Origin of the sequence: Psychrobacter sp. Sarcosine-3u-12 (genome assembly GCF_002836005.1) — a bacterium.
Classification (GTDB): Bacteria; Pseudomonadota; Gammaproteobacteria; order Pseudomonadales; family Moraxellaceae; genus Psychrobacter; species Psychrobacter okhotskensis.
The window spans coordinates 85,950-106,276 of the sequence record NZ_PJBY01000109.1 but is presented as its reverse complement, the minus strand read 5'-3'; the positions used below and the strand labels follow the sequence as shown (position 1 = coordinate 106,276).

The 20,327-nt window shown below is 45.1% G+C and carries 13 protein-coding genes; 8 read left to right on the top strand and 5 right to left on the bottom strand.

Annotated features, from left to right (window positions below; genetic code table 11):
• Positions 1-18: 18 nt before the first annotated feature.
• Positions 19-1,404, bottom strand: coding sequence for a bifunctional phosphopantothenoylcysteine decarboxylase/phosphopantothenate--cysteine ligase CoaBC (coaBC, locus tag CXF65_RS12290; protein WP_101212234.1), 1,386 nt, complete (start codon positions 1,402-1,404; stop codon positions 19-21).
• A 128-nt stretch (positions 1,405-1,532) separates the two neighbouring features.
• On the opposite strand from coaBC, the gene radC reads away from it, so the two are divergent.
• The 3 genes from radC to CXF65_RS12275 all read left to right on the top strand — a co-directional run bounded on the left by radC (position 1,533) and on the right by CXF65_RS12275 (position 7,800).
• The gene (gene radC, locus CXF65_RS12285; RefSeq protein WP_025652310.1) at positions 1,533-2,216 is read left to right on the top strand and encodes a RadC family protein; all 684 of its coding nucleotides are present in this window, start codon (positions 1,533-1,535) and stop codon (positions 2,214-2,216) included.
• A gap of 762 nt (positions 2,217-2,978) precedes the next feature.
• Complete coding sequence (locus tag CXF65_RS12280; protein ID WP_101212233.1) at positions 2,979-5,885, top strand: acyl-CoA dehydrogenase; 2,907 nt, start codon at positions 2,979-2,981, stop codon at positions 5,883-5,885.
• Positions 5,886-6,426: 541 nt separating this feature from the next.
• A complete protein-coding gene (locus CXF65_RS12275) occupies positions 6,427-7,800 on the top strand; it encodes a dicarboxylate/amino acid:cation symporter (protein ID WP_101212232.1) in 1,374 nt (457 codons plus the stop codon).
• A gap of 211 nt (positions 7,801-8,011) precedes the next feature.
• Here CXF65_RS12275 and CXF65_RS12270 read toward each other — a convergent pair whose 3' ends face one another.
• Positions 8,012-8,767, bottom strand: coding sequence for a TSUP family transporter (locus CXF65_RS12270; protein WP_025652307.1), 756 nt, complete (start codon positions 8,765-8,767; stop codon positions 8,012-8,014).
• Positions 8,768-9,284: 517 nt separating this feature from the next.
• Here CXF65_RS12270 and nhaA point away from each other — a divergent pair.
• Positions 9,285-10,484, top strand: a complete 1,200-nt coding sequence (gene nhaA, locus CXF65_RS12265) for a Na+/H+ antiporter NhaA (protein WP_025652306.1) — start codon at positions 9,285-9,287, stop codon at positions 10,482-10,484.
• A 72-nt stretch (positions 10,485-10,556) separates the two neighbouring features.
• Positions 10,557-11,897, top strand: coding sequence for an oxygenase MpaB family protein (locus CXF65_RS12260; RefSeq protein WP_101212557.1), 1,341 nt, complete (start codon positions 10,557-10,559; stop codon positions 11,895-11,897).
• Between the two features lie 110 nt (positions 11,898-12,007).
• Here CXF65_RS12260 and CXF65_RS12255 read toward each other — a convergent pair whose 3' ends face one another.
• On the bottom strand, positions 12,008-12,760 hold the full coding sequence (locus CXF65_RS12255; RefSeq protein ID WP_037025361.1) for an NUDIX hydrolase: 753 nt from the start codon (positions 12,758-12,760) through the stop codon (positions 12,008-12,010).
• 519 nt (positions 12,761-13,279) lie between these two features.
• On the opposite strand from CXF65_RS12255, the gene CXF65_RS12250 reads away from it, so the two are divergent.
• Positions 13,280-13,843: an NUDIX hydrolase gene (locus CXF65_RS12250; RefSeq protein ID WP_101212231.1), complete on the top strand. Its 564-nt coding sequence runs from the start codon at positions 13,280-13,282 to the stop codon at positions 13,841-13,843.
• A gap of 121 nt (positions 13,844-13,964) precedes the next feature.
• Here the strand turns inward: CXF65_RS12250 and CXF65_RS12245 are convergent, their stop codons facing one another.
• On the bottom strand, positions 13,965-17,042 hold the full coding sequence (locus tag CXF65_RS12245) for an insulinase family protein (RefSeq protein WP_101212230.1): 3,078 nt from the start codon (positions 17,040-17,042) through the stop codon (positions 13,965-13,967).
• 298 nt (positions 17,043-17,340) lie between these two features.
• On the opposite strand from CXF65_RS12245, the gene CXF65_RS12240 reads away from it, so the two are divergent.
• Complete coding sequence (locus tag CXF65_RS12240) at positions 17,341-17,808, top strand: universal stress protein (RefSeq protein ID WP_025652301.1); 468 nt, start codon at positions 17,341-17,343, stop codon at positions 17,806-17,808.
• A gap of 120 nt (positions 17,809-17,928) precedes the next feature.
• On the opposite strand, the gene CXF65_RS12235 is transcribed toward CXF65_RS12240, so the two are convergent.
• Complete coding sequence (locus CXF65_RS12235) at positions 17,929-18,858, bottom strand: LysR substrate-binding domain-containing protein (RefSeq protein WP_037025358.1); 930 nt, start codon at positions 18,856-18,858, stop codon at positions 17,929-17,931.
• Between the two features lie 187 nt (positions 18,859-19,045).
• Here CXF65_RS12235 and CXF65_RS12230 point away from each other — a divergent pair, with 187 nt between their 5' ends.
• Entirely contained in the window at positions 19,046-20,128 is a 1,083-nt protein-coding gene (locus CXF65_RS12230; RefSeq protein ID WP_101212229.1) for a YeiH family protein, read from the top strand.
• The last annotated feature ends 199 nt before the right edge of the window (positions 20,129-20,327 follow it).

The window sequence follows — 20,327 nt, the reverse complement described above, 5'->3', positions numbered from 1 at the left end:
ACATTAGCGAAAGCATAACTAGGGCGTGTCTTGTGCATTGTGACGCTGCCAGATAGCTTTACCAATAATACTGGCCAACTGCTCAGCTATTTTATCTTTGCTTGCTTTCTCTAGCGTTACTGCTTCATTCTTATAGCGCTCAGAGAAAAACACTTGCATCGCATTGTCATCACTGGCAAAACCAATATCTGCACGCGACACGTCATTACAAGCAATCAAATCTAGATCTTTAGATATCAGTTTACCGCGAGCATAGCGCTCGACATCTTGCGTTTCTGCCGCAAAGCCGACGACAAATAGCGCTGGATGGGCAAGCGAAATGGTTGCTAAAATATCAGGATTTTTGACCAAGCTCAGCGTCATGGCACCTTGGGTTTTTTTAATCTTTTGCGGGGCAGCCTCTTCAGTACGATAATCAGCGACCGCCGCCGTCGAAATAAAGACATCTGCGACTCTCACGCTATCATTGGTAACCATGGCATCAACATCGTGCTCATCGCCGCAATCACAGTCACCGTGGTGATGAGCATGATGATCTTCGTGTGAGTGTTCGTGTGAATGCTCATGCTCATCTTCAGAGATATACTGTAGCGCACTATGCGTACCTTCCACACATTGCTGTGCGACAATCAGCATCTCTTGCGCGGACAACACATCAATACGGGTGACATTAAGCGGTGTGGGCAGTGCTACTTTACCACCCGCAATCAAAACCACGTCTGCACCAGCGGCCACGCAAGCACGCGCTAAAGCAAAACCCATTTTACCGGTAGAGTGATTGGACAAATAGCGTACCGGATCAATCGCTTCGACAGTTGGTCCAGCAGTAATCACCACTCTTTTACCTGCCAATAATTGCGGCGTGGTTTGCATGGCATTAAATAACAACACCTCAGCTAATAACTGCTCAGGTTCGGGCAATCGCCCTGCCCCCACATCACCGCAGGCTTGTTCACCACTGGCGGGCTGTATAATTTGGTAATTCATATCACTTAAGGTTTGGACGTTCAGATTCACCGCTGGATGCGCCCACATTTGCTGGTTCATCGCTGGAGCAATAATGACTGGTGCCGTCGTTGCTAGGCACACGGTCGTCAACAGATCATCTGCCATGCCCATTGCCAGACGCGCCAGTGTATTGGCAGACGCTGGCGCAATGACGATTAAGTCCGCCCATTTGGCCAATTCAATATGACCCATCCCCGCCTCGGCTTGCTCATCCAGCAAAGAGGTATGCACCTCATTACCTGTCAAAGCCTGCAGCGTCAGCGGTGTGATAAAGGCCTGTGCGCCTGTGGTCATAATGACACGCACATCAAAGCCTGCCTTGATGAGCAGACGGGCAAAGATAGCGGATTTATAAGCGGCGATACCGCCGGTGATAGCGAGCACAATATTGGACATAAGCGTGGCATCAATAAAAAAGTTGAAAGATAAAATTGCGCTTATAGTAACAATTATGAGATAAGTTGGGTAAGGTTTTCCGCATTTATATCATATATCTAGCATTCATCCCCCATTAAGGAGTGACAATGGCGATTAAAGACTGGCATGAAGATGATCGACCTCGAGAAAAACTGCTGAAATTTGGCGCCGCTCACTTAACGGATGCTGAAATATTAGCGATATTCTTACGCACTGGCACCCAGTCGCAGTCGGCAATCGAGCTGGCGCGTCATTTGATCGATGAGTTCGGTAGTCTTGCCGAGCTATTGGCAGCGCCGGCACAGACCGTGCTTGCTTGTCATGGTATCGGTCCTGCCAAGTACGCACAGATACTGGCGTCGCTTGAGATGGGTACGCGTTATTTAGACAGTAAGCTAAAGACAGGGCAAGCGCTTGGGCGCTCACAAGTCGTCAAGGACTATATCAGCACCCAATTGCGCGGTGAGCATCGTGAAGTCTTTGCCGTCCTTTGCTTAGACAATGCGCTAAATCTGCTAAACTTTGAAATACTGTTTACTGGTGGCATCTCGTCGTGCTCGGTCTGTATCAAGCACGTACTCCGTCACGCGTTGAGTCACGCCGCTGGTCAATTAATCGTCGCGCACAATCATCCGCATACTGATGCGACTCCTTCAACGGCAGATAACCTATTGACCTACGAGCTAAAAAAAGCCTGTGATTTGATAGATTTATCCTTGGTAGACCACATCATCGTTGGACGTAATGAAACATTATCTTATGCCGAGAGCTGCTTAGCGCCCTTCGGTTAGTCGAAAATATAATTAGTTCTATAGTCGGTTCAAGATAGTTCAGGTACAAAAAAGGCGAGTAAAGATTTATAGGCCATCATTCAAGCGAGGTTAACGCCGTAATGCTTTGAGAATGGAGCTCCAGTTGTGTTAAACCAATTATAGCGCTGGTTTATTGACGATATATCTAGGGCGTGTCCTCATTTTAAAAATGGTCATAAAAATGAGATAAATTGCCTTCAAACGAGGAAAATAGCGCAAATAATATCGGGATATTAATCAGCAATTTGACGATGTTTGGCAAAATTTAGCCATTTTTAGCCCATGTAGATACAATCGCTTGAATTGAGGACACGCCCTAGTAGTTGATACATATTATCGACACAGAATAGCATTTTCGCTATTGATAGTTATCATTAACTATTTCATATTGGTAGCTAACTTTCGCTCAGTTATTTATATTTTGATTCATTAGTTTTTGTAGAGCATCAAACGTATATTTCTAATGGTCAGCAATGCTTGTTTTATCCTACTTTTTTTTGACTCAAGAACAGTGCTTTGAGTCGAAATGATGTTGTGATAGACGTTTATAAGTTTGTTTACCAATAGGTTTTTAGTTTTTAATAGCATGGTTATATAATTAATGACATTGTTTGTTTTAAAAGGGTTTTGATTTCCCGTTAATTGATTTAAACCCCTGATCTTAAATAAGATGCTTTCTCAATATAATTTTTTTCTGAGTTTTACCCCATTTTCCAGTTAGGTTTTACCAAGGAGACAGTCATGGCAGTTGGCTTATTTATTTTGGCAGTAATCATACAGTTAGCCACGGTTTTGGCCATATTTTTGCTGTCTTTATCGCGCGTCACTGGTAGTATAGTCGCCATTATTGCTGTGGTCGTGACCGCTATTATCAGTCCATGGTCGCTCATTTTGGGCATACCGATATTGCTATTGTGTCTGGTGCTGCTTGTCGCGCCTCTGCGTCAGTCACTGCTGACCAAGCCTGTTTACAAGGCACTTGCGGGTGCCATGCCTAGCATGAGTGATACGGAACGTGAAGCCCTAGATGCTGGTACTAGCTGGTGGGAAAAAGAGCTGTTTATGGGTGCACCGAACTGGGATACCTTTGCCAATTATCCCTATCCACAGCTCTCTGCAGAAGAACAAAGCTTTATCGATAATGAGGTAGAGACGCTGTGCGCCATGATTGATGAATGGAAAATCCATCATGATGATAAAGAGCTGTCTCCTAAAGCATGGAAATTCATTAAAGAAAACGGTTTCTTAGGATTAATCATTCCGAAAGAGTACGGAGGTCTTGAATTTACCTCTTATGCACAAAGTCGGGTGATGAGTAAAATCGCCTCACGTTCGCCGACCGCTGCTGTGACCTGTATGGTCCCGAACTCGCTCGGCCCTGGTGAGCTGCTCATGCATTATGGTACGGACGCGCAAAAACAGCGTTGGTTACCCGGTTTAGCCAAAGGCGAAGAAGTGCCTTGTTTTGGTCTGACTGGCCCCGAAGCAGGTTCTGATGCTGGCGCGATCCCTGATACTGGTGTGGTGTGCTACGGAACTCACGAAGGCGAGCAAATGCTCGGTCTGCGTATGAATTTTTCTAAGCGTTGGATTACCTTGGCCCCTATCGCTACCGTGGTTGGCTTGGCCTTCAAAATGCACGATCCTGAAGGTCTGCTGGGCGACCCCAATAAGACCGATTATGGCATTACTTGTGCGTTGGTTCCTGCCAGCCACGAAGGGGTCATCACAGGACCTCGTCATAACCCCATCGGCTCGCCATTTATGAATGGTACTGTCGATGGTACAGACGTCTTTATCCCGTTGGATTACATCATCGGTGGCGTTGAAAACGCTGGACGCGGTTGGCGCATGCTGATGGAATGTTTGGGTGTGGGCCGCGGTATCTCCTTACCAGCGTTATCTACCTCAGCCAGTGAGATGACTTATCTGTCTGTTGGCGCGTTTGCCAAGGTTCGTGAACAGTTCAAAATCTCAGTCGGTAAATTTGAAGGCGTGCAAGACGCTACGAGTCGTATGGCCAGTAATACTTATATGCTAGAAGCCTTTCGCCACTTAGTTACCTGTGGTCTTAACCAAGGTGGTACGCCATCAGTAATGACTGCAATGGCAAAATACTATGCGACAGAAACCATGCGTAGTGTGGTCAACGATGGTATGGATGTCGTTGGTGGGCGTGCTGTGCAGATGGGTCCACGTAACTTTTTGGCCATTCCTTATCAGTCCATTCCGGTATCTATTACCGTAGAAGGCGCGAACATATTGACGCGTTCATTGATGATATTTGGTCAAGGGGCTATGCGTTGTCACCCGTATCTATTTGACGAATTACAACTTCTACAGAGCGAAGACAAAGAATCGGCGCTCAAAGAATTTGATACGTTGTTCTTTAAACATTTAGGCTATACCTTTAATCGCGGGGCAAAAGCCTTTATCGCAGGTTATGTCGGTGGTAGCAACGATGCGCCAAGCTTTGTCGATGACTTTACTCGCCCTTATTACAAACATATCAACCGCTTAAGTGCCAGCTTTGCCTTAACAGCAGATATGGCATTAGGATTATTGGCAGGTGACTTGAAGCGCAAAGAGATGCTCTCTGGCCGTTTGGCAGATATTCATGGTCATTTATTCATTGCGACGGCTATCTTGCAGTTTTATGAGCATGGCAGCAAATCAGAAGCCGAACGTTTACATGCCGAGGTTGCGCTACAGAATAGCCTCTATACCATTCAAGAAGCCTTTGTTTCTTTCTTTGCCAACTTCCCGAATCGTATGGCGGCTGGTGTTGTGAGCTTTGTGACATTCCCAAGTGGTCGTATCTTTACTCCAGCGAGCGATGAGTTAAAAACCAAACTGGGTGATGTCTTTATGGATGATCATGAAGCCAACCCGTTCCGTGATTACCTCAAAACCATGGTCTATTATAATACCTTACCTGATGATGTCAGCGGTCGTATGGAGCACGCTTATCAGACGCTACTTGAAGTCGAACCATTGTGGCAGAAGTTCAAAAAAGCGGAGCATAAAGACAGCTTCGAAGGCTTGACGTTCGAAGATCATGTGGTCAATGCTAGTCAAAGCGGTGATATCACTGAAGAAGAAGCGGAGCAACTGATTAGATATAATGGTCTACGCTTCGATTCATTATTGACAGATGTGTTCGATGAGCATCTCGAGGTAGCACAAGAGCGTGAAAACCCTCATAGCTTAGAAAATGCTGTGCACAAGCTGACTGATTATGCGCAACTAAAAAATGATGCCCAAGCAAGAAATGGCACAGCGACCAATAATACGGTTGCAGCGGCGGATACTCAAGAGCAAACGGGCGATGCCAATCCTGATCACGGCTATGAAAGTGATGGCGATGTAAAAATGGTAGATGAGCAAAATACTGTCGAAGAAATACGCGGGCAAGCGGATTTTGATGAGTCTAATCCAGAGGCAGAAGCGCTAGATCCTCGTTATCGTGACGCCGAGTCGACTCTGAATCAGCGTATGAGCTACAATCATAGCCTTGATAAAGCAGACTCTGATTTGCCTAATCATTCAGACTTAACCTCGACCAAGACAATAGCCGAAAGAGCCGAGGAAGCCAAGGACAGTAAATGGCAAGATGGTCTCCGTCGTGATGAAAACGATAAAGCTTAAATGGTGATCAAAGAGACTTATGTTTAAAGGGGCTTATGTTTAAAAAGACTAAGGTTGAAAAAAACTAAGGTTGAAAGAAATTAGGGTCTGTTGAACGTCACTTAAAAATACTGACAAACAACTATTTATAATCAGTATGGCTTATACCTACTAACCTCACTTAACCTTGAACGTTAAATTGCTATTTAAATCAACCATATCACTTAAAAAAGCGAGACCGTCTACTTCAGACGGTCTCGCTTTTTTTACCTCAAATAATGGCCAATTATATTCATAAAAACCCATACAAATCTTCTCAATTTTACGTCTTTTTGAGCACAAAAGAATAAATGAAACGGAAAAAATCGCTAATGTCACGTTATTTAAATCATAAAAAAATCTTGCAGTACCCTTAACAATTATTTTATATTGTCAAAAAGTCTGACACTAAGTAACAAATTAATATAGACGTAACAATATCAGACGTTGAGACAACAATCATAAATGTATTGACTTATTGCCGTACTGACTACTGAGCGTTGCATATAAAAGGATAGAGGTTATGTGGAAAAATATGGGACTAACGGGCAAGATTATCGTTGCCATGATACTCGGTATCGTACTGGGTTTATTTATAAACTATTCAGGGCTAAACGCTGAAGGCAGTTTTGTTAATACGTACATTACCAATGGCTTCCTTGCCATTATCGGTAAACTGTTCGTGAACTCGCTCAAAATGTTGGTTGTACCTTTGGTGTTAATCTCACTGATTTGCGGAGTTTGCGGGATTGGTGACATCCGTTTGCTGGGTCGTATTGGTACCAAAACCTTTATGATCTATATGATGACGACAGCATTAGCCATTGCGACAGCCATTGGGCTGGGTATCGTATTTGGCATTGGTAAAGGCATGAATGTCGAGACCGCAGCAGAATTTGAAGCAGCCTCTGCGCCACCTCTGCTTGATGTATTCTCCAATATTATCCCATCTAACCCCATCAGTGCGATGGCAAATGGCGATATGCTATCCATCATCTTTTTTGCCGTCCTAATCGGTATTAGTATCTTAATGGTTGGTAAGCCTGCTAAAGGGTTGGTAAAAAGTTTAGAATTGATCAACGAAGTCATCTTGAAGATGGTGACTATCATTATGAATCTTGCACCATATGGTGTCTTTGCGCTATTGACCAAAGCCATGGCTGAGCTCGGCTTAGACTTAATTTGGTCATTGCTTGGTTACGTTGCGGTATTGGTTGGCTCACTGGCTTTCCATTTCTTTATTACCATGATGATTGTCCTCAAGTTATTTTCAGGCTTATCGGTCAAAACCTTTTTGGCAAAAATGCGCGAAGTTCAGATTTTTGCGTTTAGTACCTCAAGCTCGAATGCGACGATTCCGATTACTTTACGTACTGTGACCAAGCGTATGGGGGTTAATAACTCTGTCGCGTCGTTTACCGTTCCTTTTGGCGCCACCATCAACATGGATGGTACGGCTATCATGCAAGGAACGGCGACCATTTTCATTGCCAATATTTATGGTATTGATTTGGGTGTGACCGAATATCTGACAGTTATCTTAATGTCAGTATTGGCCTCGATCGGTACGGCTGGCGTACCGGGTGTTGGCTTGATTATGCTGTCCATGGTATTTGCTCAGGTGGGCTTACCTATCGAAGGTATTGGTCTTATCTTAGGCGTGGATCGTATTCTTGATATGCTTCGTACCGCAGTGAACGTCGGCGGTGATGCAGCAGTGACCGCTATTGTAGCAAAGTCAGAAAACAAAATGGACGTTGCAATTTATAACGATCCTGATGCGGGTGCCAAAGACGTGTTTGATGGTCATATCGATGAAGACAACGAGCGCGAGTTCTCAAATGTCTTTAGCGATGGCATTATGGGTAGTGAATACGATGACGTCGATCGTCGCTAACCATAATTAACCATAGTCAATCTCATAACAATTGGATACGGTGTCAGGCTCGCTTAGTCTACTACTTGTAGTACTTTCACCCACCTTCCTTGTATCTACATTAGATTGAACCGACTCTATAAAATTTGAATGCTTATTCAAGTAAAAAACCTCAGTCAAATTGGCTGAGGTTTTTTTTGGTATAGTCTAAAGCATGTTTACATCAAGGAAACTAGCCAAGTACGTATTTGGTTACCATGGCTAAGCAGACCAACACAATCATCGGACGAATCAGCTTACTACCGCCTTTGACGACCATATGCGAGCCAAAATAAGCGCCGATCGTCTGTCCCACCATCATTGCCAGCCCTACTTTCCACAAGACATTGCCGCCCAAAATAAAGAAAATCAGCGAGCCAATATTGGTCGATAAGTTCAAAACTTTCGCCGCGCCTGTTGCTTCGATGATCTGACGCCCACGCAGTGCTACATTACCTAACGCAAAGAACATGCCGGTGCCCGGACCGATATAACCATCGTAAAAACCAATTAAGGGTGCAACGACTTTTTGCCATTTGCCTTCTGAGATGCGCGGTGCCGCTTCTACTTCGCCAAGCCTAGGTGCAAACAAGGTATAGATACCGATCGCGGCAATTAAGAAAGGAATGAGCTTTTCGAGCAAGTCAGGCGGTGACATCTGTACGGCGATAGTCCCAATAACCGAACCGATAAAAGCCGCAATAATGGCGACTTTGATACGTTGAGGCTTGACGACCCCTTTTCTAATCATGGTGATGGACGCAGCCAATGCGCCTGAAGCCGCTTGTAGCTTATTGGTACCTAGCGTGAGCACTGGCGGAATATTCGCCAGTAGCATGGCTGGGATAGTCAATAAGCCACCGCCACCTGCGATAGCATCAATAAAGCCTGCCAACGCTGCCACAGCAGTAAGCATTAAAATAATCTCTAACGAGAGGGATAAGTCCATGACGCCGACCTTCAACATTGAGGATAAAAAGAGAAACAAACTTTAGAAAACAATCTGTAGAAAACAACCTTAAAAATAAGAGTGAAATCGAGAATAAGAACACCGCAATCAAACAGGCAAAAAGCGCCTAAATAACCGCGTGCGCAAGAGCATCTGTGTGCACGTAATGCCACTCATTATAGAGATAAAAGACTAAAAAAAGCCAAAAACGTAACAAAGTCTGCTAGATTTGTCTAACAGGTTACTGAAATCTTTAAGAATAATATTTTATTGACAGCAGATTTTATAGCTTATTTCCGTCCTGCCTTTCACCATATTGCTGTTATTCCACTGTCATTTCGCTATTATTGCGAGCGTAAGATAGTTTTATGGTTTCATTTTGACGGATTTTGTTGTCTATCTGAATGAGATTATGAGAAACTGTTAGCATCTAGCTGCGCCAGCGTCAAAGTTGCCAGTATAGACACTTGAGGTTATTGAATTATTTAGCAAATTGTATTTAGTAAATGAGGATGATATGGCAATAAAAAGAATCAAAGCATTTTTCGAATTTGAGGCAGCAGGCGGTATCGTCTTAGCATTGGCTGCCATTGCTGCAATGATCATTGCCAATACACCTCTCAACGTTTGGTACGAGGCTTTTATTCACGCCCCCGTATCCATTCGCATCGGCGACTTTGGCATTGCTAAGGATGCGCATCATTGGATCAACGATGGTCTGATGGCGATTTTCTTTTTCTTAGTCGGGCTTGAGCTCAAGCGTGAAGTCTTGATTGGTGAACTCTCTAACGTTAAGCAAATTATCCTGCCCGCTGGAGCGGCGCTGGGCGGCATGATTATGCCCGCCATTGTCTATCTGCTCTTTAACTATAATGAACCTGATTTTTGGAAAGGCTGGGCAATCCCTGCCGCGACGGACATTGCTTTTGCTTTGGGTATCTTAAGTCTTTTGGGCAATCGCGTTCCTAACTCATTAAAAGTGTTCTTGGTCTCTATTGCTATTTTTGATGATATTGGCGCCATTTTAATCATCGCTTTATTTTATACCAGTGACTTGTCATTGGGCTCTTTAGCCGTCGCTGGTTTATGTCTGCCGTTTTTATACCTCCTCAATCGTCGCAACGTGACGAGCATCACCCCATATCTACTCATCGGTGTGATTATGTGGATTGCGGTACTCAAATCTGGTATTCATGCGACGTTGGCAGGTGTAGTGTTGGCTCTATTTATTCCAATGTTTGATCGTACTGACCCTGAGCATTCGCCATTAGAAGAGCTGGAGCATGATCTACAAAATACCGTCTCTTTTGGTATCTTGCCGTTGTTTGCCTTTGCCAACGCGGGTATCTCGCTGAAAGGTGCAGGCTTCGCTGAACTGTTCCACTCGGTACCGCTGGGTATCGCTGCTGGTCTCTTCATCGGTAAGCAGTTAGGGGTTATGATTATGTGCTGGTTAATCTTTAAACTTGGCATCTCAACCATGCCACGAGGCATGAACTTTAAACAAATCTATGGTGCCGCCTTACTATGTGGGGTTGGTTTTACCATGAGTTTATTCATCGGTGGCTTAGCATTCGCAGGCGACACTCCATTATTCGATGAGCGTTTAGGTATTATCATGGGGTCAATTGTTTCTGGTATCGCCGGTTACATGATGCTCAAAGCAACGCTAAAAGAAGACATCAACAGCACTTCGGTAGATTTGACCCGTCATTAATACGATTGACGGGCAATAAGGGAATCGATAAGTAACAGATGCAAGCGATAGAGGATGGGTGTAGAGACAAATATGGACAAAAAGTACAATGGTTTGAATTCAGACACCCATCGTCAGTCGGCATCTTCTTACCAGCGTCATGGTCGTACTACTGCTATCGACGATCATAGCGACTTACAGGTTTTAAAGCGCATCAAGCGTTATTTATTACCAAAGGACTTTGTAATCTCGCAAGATTTATTAGACGAGATAGTGGCAGGCTACGATATTGGCGATCCGTTGGCAGATACTTTAGCCGCTGATGGCATTCGTTTTGCCAAACCTTTACAGCAATTCATTATTAATGATCGCAGTGCAAAATTTGATACCAATCTGATAGATAACCCTGCGTTTAACGCCTTAACTGAGCAATTTAGCAGGCAGCCTGCTTGGTTCGATCCCAAGCTTGCGCACATTGGCGCAGTCGCCTATCGCCGTTATCCATTGATGCTGATTTGGCTATTACGCAACGTCGCGCTGATGGCAGGCTATAGCATCCCTGCCCTCTCCTTGCCACTCATTCAGACCGGCGCTTTGATGCACGATGCGCTGCCGCGTTTGATGCGTACCTATGCTTATATCTTAGCCGTCTCTGAACATCCGCAAGTCATTGCGCACATAGCTAACGGCCGCAAGCCTATCGACCAAGTACTAGCGATTGGCTCTGAAGGCTGGCGGCAATCTATTCAGGTGCGGCAAATTCATACATTGGTACGGCAGAATTTATTAAAAGGTAAAGGCAATGCTGCTAAGGGCTTCATACCGAGTGCCGATCAGCATCATAACCTCGATGGCAGCTGGAATACGATTTATTGGGGTCTGCCCATCAACCAGACCGATATGATCGCCACCCATTTGCAGTTTTCGTTGTTGATAATGCGCGGCCTACGACTACTGGGCGCACGCATCAGTCCCGAGGAGGCGGAAGGTATTTTACATTTATGGAATCTTGCGAGTTACTGGATGGGGGTGGATTTAGAGCGCTTGCCAACAGATGAAGCTGCGTGCTGGGAGTGGTTATATACCTATTTATCCATTCAACAGCTTGACTTTAAGATGGGACAACCACTAGCAAAAGCCTTGCACGATTTGCCGCGTCAGCTGATGGGTGAAGACAATCGTCGCGGGCGCTTCGTCGAGATGGTCAATGCCAGCGTGACTCGCACTCTAGTCGGCGATGATATCGGTGATGGCTTAGATTTGCCCAAATCAAAGATACGCTTTGGCGTCTTATCTTCGGTGCCGATTCTCTTTGCTCTTGACACTGCCAGACAGCACAATCAAGCCGTAGCGCATAAGTTAGAAGCCTTCCGTGCCAAACGCCAAGACAATATGAATTGGTGGCTTAAGAAAAACGATGACTATTATAAGTAGTCATTAGAATAGGTGAAAGCATTATCAATCGCCTCGACACTCATTATAATCAATCTATAACGGATAGGTTTACTCATGGTTTTGGGTGAGAAGTTATCAGCCGCTCATTCTTACTGCCTTACGTTTTGCGCTTGTTCATTTTGGATACGGTAGTACCATTCCAATTGTCGATCAAACCCCGTTTCTAACAAACTGGCGATGACGCGTCCTGTCAACCCCCAAACCGTCTCACCATCCACTTGCCAGCTGGGCGTAAGGATGGTCGCAGTCTCCTCTTGCATCGTATACTCTATCGCATACTCTACTGTCGGCTGTGTGAGCAGCGCTTCAAAATCTGCCCAAAAGATGCGCGATATCTCACCCATCTCAGGCACCAATACCAGACCCGGCGCAATGAGCGCCACAATAGGACGGACACTCATGCCGCTTTTGGAGGTTTGGATAGGCAGTTGACCGAGCAGCTGGACTTTGTTTGGTGGTAGCGCCGTCTCCTCGCAAGCTTCACGCAGCGCGGTGATGACGTTATTGCCATCGCCTATTTCATACTTGCCACCAGCACAGGATACTTCGCCAGCGTGACTGTTCATATGAGCTGCACGGCGCGTCAAGAGCAGCTTAGGATGACGCTCATGAGTGATAGCAACCAAGACTGAGGCATCAGCTATCGGTGTCTGATACAGGCTGTCTAAGATACGAGCACTGCGCGAGGTATTTTGAGAGTTGTACATCGCTGGACTGGTCACCGCGTTTAAGGTTTCATGCTGCACCCGTTCTGCCAACTGTCTCAGCGTCGGATGACGAATAAAAGTGGGTACAGCGACTGACAATTCACTAAAAGGTGCAGACTGCTTGGGGGTTGCCATTATAATTGCCTTGTATTTTTATCGGTATAAAGCCTTGTCACCATATCCTAAAATCGCTACGGTACTGCTGATATCGATATTACTTCTCACTGACTATATTTGACGATGTTTAGCAAAATTTAGCCATTTTTAGCCCATTTAGGTACAATCGCTTGAATTGAGGACACGCCCTAACTAAAAACCTAAAATAATCTCTGAATCTAGATTAGCGCAATCGCCTGTCAACTGCATGCTATTTATGTGACTGCTTATTTGTATCATCAGAATTGCTTGAGGCCGTTTGGTTAATAGAATTATGCAATGTCACTACAAGTGAAATGATGCGTTACTGTTATCATCATTCTGTGCCACGAAAATGTGTGCTATCTTAAGGTAATAACGATTATTTATAGCACTCTTGTGGAATGACGCTTAACCTTGAGTATAATCAATCCACCATGATATCGATACAAACGAACTGAGTGCTAGCAATTACATTACACCCCCATCCTTTCTCATCATAATAACAAGGCAGTTTATATGCGCTATTGTCTACAATGTGGCCACGAGGCTGAACGAAAAATACCGGCCACTGATAATATACCGCGTTTGGTCTGCCCGAATTGCGGCTACATTCACTACGAAAACCCAAAAGTCATCTGTGGCTCATTGGTCGTGCATAAGCAACGTGTGCTGCTATGTCGCCGCGCAATTGAGCCGCAGTATGGTCTATGGACGCTGCCCGCAGGCTTTATGGAAAATGGTGAAACCATGGCGGAAGGCGCTGCGCGTGAGAGCTTTGAAGAAGCGGAAGCAGTTGTGCTCAATCCACAACTATATTGCTTATATGACATCCCTGATATCGGGCAAATTTATAGTATCTACATCACCGAACTAAAAGACGGTGCTTACGGTATTGGCTCTGAAAGTCTGGACTGCGCTTTGTTCGCCGAAGAAGATATTCCGTGGGATAAGCTTGCCTTTGAAGCCGTGCGCCGCACTTTAAAAAGCTATTTTGCCGACCGTCAGCAATACGATAACCATGAGGACTTTCCCATTCATCAAGAGTTGATTGGCAAAGACCAAGCCATTAAGCGTTATTAATACAGCCTTTAAAAATACTTACCGGCAATAAAAACCGCCGCTTTCAATATAAATATTGAAGGTGGCGGTTTTTTTATACAGTCAATAATTTGCTATGACTGATTTCACGATAAGTCAAAAACTAGCTTTTAATTTTACACACTTTAAAGCCAAGCGCTTTCACTTGCTCTTCTTTATCATAAGGTGCTAGTACCGCACGGACATGCTTTTGCCCTTGCAGGTATTGCTTAGCCACACGTTGTATGTCAGCAACTGTCACGGCCAATATGGCTGCACGCATTTTACGTTGCCAGTCTGCACCGCGATTATGCAAATCAGCAAAACAAGCTTTGATAGCTTCGCCTGCTGGAGAGCCTGGTTTATCCATACCTGAAATAATGCCTAAGATGGCTTCTTCCAACTGCTCATCGGTTTGCGGCTCATTTAATAACCATTCGATACTGGCATCAAAATGCGCAAAGGTTTCAGCACACTGCGGATCACGGTAGCTAAAGAACTTAAAGGCGCAAGCGTTGGCATCATAGCCCGCACCGCCACCATAAGCACCGCCGCGCTCACGGATGGCACTATGCAGATAGCCATTACGCAGATAAGGCGCTAATACCATCAAGGCAGCGGTATCAGGATGGTCGGCTGCTGGCACGGTATATGCGCTAGCATTATGATAGACGTTGGTCGGAACCAGCCACGCCAAATCTTCAACATCGAGCGCCACACCACTTTCTAGTGCTTTGACCGCGTCTGTCTCGCCATTTAACGCCGCATCAAGTTGCAACTCGGCAAACTCGCTTGGGATATTGTCTTCAATACCCGCATCAGAGTTTGTGATTTTTTCCGCAATCTTTGGCGCTTGGCTGTCTTTCCAACTATCAACGATTAAGTTACTTAAGCGTTCGGTTTGCTCGGCTTCACAGATAATAACTGCGTGCTTAGGTAAACTGATTAAACGTTGATGTAAATCCATCAAACTGGTTGCCAATTTATCCCACTGTGCATCATCAGTACTGGCATGGGCTAAGAAGTCTTTTAGCGCGTTTAGTGCTGGCAGACCGCTGCGCACATACTCTAACTGCGCTTGGCGACTCATGCCGCGACTGGCAGTTTGCATCGCATACGAATGCCCTGAACCGGCAAGGTTTGATTGCCAACCTGCTTGACGCTGCTGCAAGATTTCTTTGATACGATCATGCTCACTAAAGACGCTATGCTCCATGACTTCTTTGAGCAAATCAATCGCTTCAGGTTTACGATTGAGCGCACGCGTTGCCACAACAAAGTAGCTGCTAATCGCTTGGCTGTCATCGATGTTGGTGCGCTGACTGATACGCGCCGTCACCCCTGATGAATGCGCCGCTTGCTTAGCTTGCATCTCATGAGCGCTTAGCGAATCCGTGCCCAGTTCTGACAATAAACTCAGGTAAATAGGCAACAATGGATGATTGATTACCTCATTAACGGGTAGCTCGCTGGTGTCCTGATTACCAATCGCATCGGTCAACGGCACAATCACTTGATAATAGTATAAGCCATTGGTACCGGCTTCATATTCAAATAAGGTGCTGTCTTGCCCGCTTAAATTTACTTGTTTTTGTGTGCCTTGTTTAAAGCTGATATCGGTCGGGACATCTTCTAAGCCAACTTTTGGCAATAGGCTTAAATCATCAGGTGCTGCTTGGCGCGCTGCCAAATCCAATGCCTGTTGCTTTAAGATAGCTTTATCATCAGCGGTCAAATCCATCGCGATGGTATCAAGACGGGTTTGCTCAGCTGCTGCAAGGCGGGCAGTTTTTTCGCTATCCGGTGTCAGTGTGACGCGGACACGATGTTGATTGTCTAACAAGTGCTGCTTAATTAAATTCGGTAACCACTGCGCATCTTTTACTTGCTCACGTAGCCACTGCAAATGCTCGTCGACCTCCCAAACATCGATAGGATTACCATCATGAATGGCCGTACTAAAACCTTCTAGCATGAGATTTAGACCATAAGGGATGCTATCACCGCCGATATGGCGCTGATCAATCTCGATTTGGTGCAATATAGTCTCAATGGTTTCATCATCAATCGGTTTGCTGGCAACTTGGGTAAGCAAGTCAATAATGCCCTGCTCTACCGCTTCGGCATGCTCAGGGTTTGAACCACGCAGACCGGTATAAAAGACCATTTCATAATGACTGTCGTCGAGTCCCAATAGCGGACTTGGCGCTTTACCAAGTGGATGGCTATCCAAATAGGCACGCAATGGCGAACCAGCATGCTCAACCAAAACACCTTCTAATAGACGCAGTGCTAAACGCTGTTTTGGATCGGTAATTGATGGCAATAACCACGCCACCACATGATGGGTTTGGTCAGGACCGGCTTCGTCAGCGGTATAAGTATCGACCGCGCTAATCGGTGCAGACAGACGTTTTTCAGGACGCGATACATGTTTTTTGCCGGCTTCAAATTGAATCAAGGCATCTTCATGGATTTTCGCTTGCGTCTCAGCGACTGGAATATTACCAAAGCTCATAATCACACTGTTTGATGGGTGATAATGGCTTTGATGAAATTCAACCAGCTCATGATGGGTCAAGTCAGGAATATCAGCAGGATCGCCGCCCGAATTATAGTGATAGGTCGTCGTTGGGAACAAATGATGGGCGACCGTATGATAGAGCTGGTCAATCTCACCACTCATCGCGCCTTTCATCTCATTAAAAACGATGCCCTTAAACTGCGGTTTATCATTTTCGTCTAACTCTACGCGAATGCCTTCTTGAGCAAAATCGAGCGGATGAATATTGGGGAAAAACGACGCATCAAGATACACGGCAAGCAAGTTAAAGTAATCATTTTTATTTTGCGTCGCATACGGATACGCCGTCCAATCGGCAGCGGTCATCGCATTCATAAAAGTATTTAGTGAACGTTTAATCATCGAAAAAAATGGGTCACGGACAGGGAATTTCTCAGAGCCACATAAAGCCACGTGCTCTAGAATATGCGCCTCACCTTTTGAATCCATTGGCTGAGTGCGAAAGCCGACCAAAAAGGCATTTTCATCACTCGGATGCGCCAAATGGTAATGCATCGCCCCAGTTTTAACATGCTGACTGATCAGCACATCCATCGATAGCGCCTCAATGTGGCGATGCTCAATCAGCTCAAACGCTGGATGTAGCGTTAAATCTACAGTAAATGGCGTGTCAGTCATAGTTGTCCTTATAGCTTATTAGGTAAATAGCACCCTGCAATTCAGGGTAAATAGAATGGTCAAAAGGTGTGATGTATTGGTTTTTATAGTGGCAAACGCTAGTCATGAAAACAATTGGTCTAGCGCTAATAGATGGGGTTGGCAGATTGAGAAGTCAAGACAGTGACAGCAGAAAGAACAGTGCTGATACTACAACTAGGAAGCACGACACCGCAACCGTTTAAAAGTACGCCGACATTACTTAACAGCAGCCATCAGTAGTGCTATAGTTAAGACTACTTGCTACGAGGAGCACCTCATGAGTTACCAACATATTTTACTGGTCACCGACTTGTTATCTGATGCCGACACAGTGGCACAAAAAGCCAAACAGATCGTCGATAACCGCCCCGGTTCTAAGCTATCTGTACTGCACATTGTCAAAGACACCATGGTCGGTTTTGGTTATGAGTTGGTGCCCGCATCAAGCTTATATGACCAGATTGACGATGAGCGCTGCCAAGAGGCACGAGCCAAATTGGCACAATTCTTAGAGCGCAATGGCTTAACTGCCGTTAATGCCGAGGTAACCACCGCCATCTCTAGTAGCGAAGGTATCGTCAACTATTGCCATAAGCATGACGTTGATCTCTTGGTCATCGGTCGCCATGAGCGTCATGGTATCGTCGCATGGCTCAGCGGTGCCACAGCAGATAATATTTTGCCAAACGTCCCCTGTGACAGTTTAGTCGTTAGACTCGACAAGCCCGTATCAAAACGCAGCTAACCTGAACCCAAATATCGTTTTGATAAATGGTTTGTATAAGTTGATAAAAAGCGCATCGGTGAGCAATCTACGGGGCGCTTTTTTTAGCTCATTCATTTTAGCCCTAACTTACTTATTATCCTATTCAATAATATCAATAAAGGTCTGCCAAATCGGGCTTTGATGGCGGGCTTTGTGCCAAACTAGCCACCATGTGCGTGACAAATCGATACCGGCTATTTTTACTTGTACCAACTTCCCTGCTGCTAGCTCTGCCTCGATAACGTGTTGTGACAGACAGCCAAGCCCAATATCGGCACTAACCATACGCTTGATGGCCTCTGACTGTTGAATAGCCATGACCACTTTTGGATCGGGTAAGTGCTTTAGTAACTGCTCATCGATAATCTGCCGTGTCCCCGAACCTGCCTCCCTTACCAATAAAGGTAGCTGTGCCAATTGCTCGATCGTCAACAAATAACAATGCTCGTCCTTGTCATAGTTGACCAATCCTGCCAACCATTTGCTATGGTGTTTAGCAAATACCATCAAGGTATCGGTGCGCCACTCTCGCTGCTCGATGACTTTTATATCAGTCGGACGCGGCATGCCTTCGACCACAGCAATATCGATGTTTAATTGCTCAACCTCGCTGACCACCTCTTGCGTATTAGCAATGTAGACATCGACATTGGCATCCGGTAGCACCTCATATAGCTTGGCAAGTAGCGGCGGCAATACATAGTTGCCGATGGTGGTACTCGCACCAATATGAATCTGTCCTGCTTGATATTTATGATAATGCTCTAGCGTTAATGATTGCCCCAAGATCGCTTGCGCTTGTACATACACGGGATGGGCGTTGGGATGTTGGTTAAGCCTGCGCCCGACCCGTTCAAACAAGGGCATTTGCAACCTTGACTCGAGCTCAGTCAACGCGCTACTCACCGCAGACTGTGATAGATGCATCTCTTCACTGGCACGGCTGGTGCTACCTGTCTGATAAATACTAACAAATACCGCCAATTGCTTGAGGGTAATTTTCGGTAGCGTCTGCATGGGCTTTTTCATAATCTTTCTAACATCCTATACAAACTATAAATTTAAAAAATCACTTAATATTAAAAACCAATTATTAACCTACTTTTTCGATAGCTTGTATCTTATTAATCTGTTTTTATTATAAATCAGCTTGGCTTATACTGTCTATTCATAAGCTTATGCTTATTTTGATTATCAATAATAGGATGCGTACGCTATGCACGCTTTTGCCCAATCAGTGAATCATTATGTTCCAAACAACCGACATTTGGCAGGGTTGTTTGTCGTGCTGAGCGGTAGTGTATTTTGTCTATGGTTAAATACGAGTCTGGCGACGTGGTCGAACGGACGCATCGTTGGTTTGTCTTCCTTAACATTGGCCATTTTGCTTGGTATGCTATTGGGCAATACCATTTATCCTCATTTAGCTGAGCGCTTGAATGCGGGAGTATGCTTTGCCAAAGGGCAAATTCTACGCCTCGCTATTATGTTTTATGGCTTTAAGTTGACGATGACCCAAGTGGCCAGTGTCGGTATGCCAGCGGTGATGGCTGATGCCTTGGTGCTAACATCGACATTTTTGCTCACTTATTGGCTGGGTACAAAATGGTTAAAGATCGATCAGCAAACCACTTTATTGATTGGCTCAGGTGCTAGTATCTGCGGAGCCGCGGCGGTGATTGCAGCTGAACCAGTTGTCAAAGCTGAAGCCCATAAAGTAACGATTGCTATCGCGACGGTGGTAGTCTTTGGCACGATTGCCATGCTGCTCTACCCTTTCCTCTATCATCTTGGCTGGTTACAACCTTGGCTGAGTGCCCAACAATACGGTATCTATACCGGCTCAACCATTCATGAGGTGGCACAAGTCGTGGTAGCCGGTAATGCGATCAGTACTGACGTTGGTAATACTGCGGTGGTTTCCAAAATGATTCGGGTGATGATGCTTGCGCCATTCTTACTGGTACTATCTTTTGCCTTAACCAAAGGCGCGGGCAAAAATCCTGAAAAACAAACCCTACTTATGCGTGCCAAACAGGTCAAAATACCTTGGTTCGCCTTTATTTTTATTCTTATTGTGGTATTGCACACGTGGGTACCAATGACTCAGAATTTTGAGCGTAGTATGGTTATGCTAGATGACGTCTTGCTGACCATGGCTATGTTTGCATTGGGACTCACCACCCATCTAGGCGCTATCAAGCAAGCCGGTGTAAAACCGCTTATCTTGGGTGCCATTATGTTTGCTTGGCTTATTCTTGGCGGCGGACTTATTAATATAGGGATTGCTTCACTCTAAAACAGTTACTGACTAAACACCAAAACCAAAAATGCCTACGACTATCATCACAATCGTAGGCATTTTTACTCTAAAACCTTGCTTAATGTCTTATTATCAAAGCATTTATCATAAGTCATAGGCGATAAACATAAACAATAGACGAAAAAAAACGAACCCGAAGGTTCGCTTTTTTTTCATCTTGCTCTAGTTGTCTATA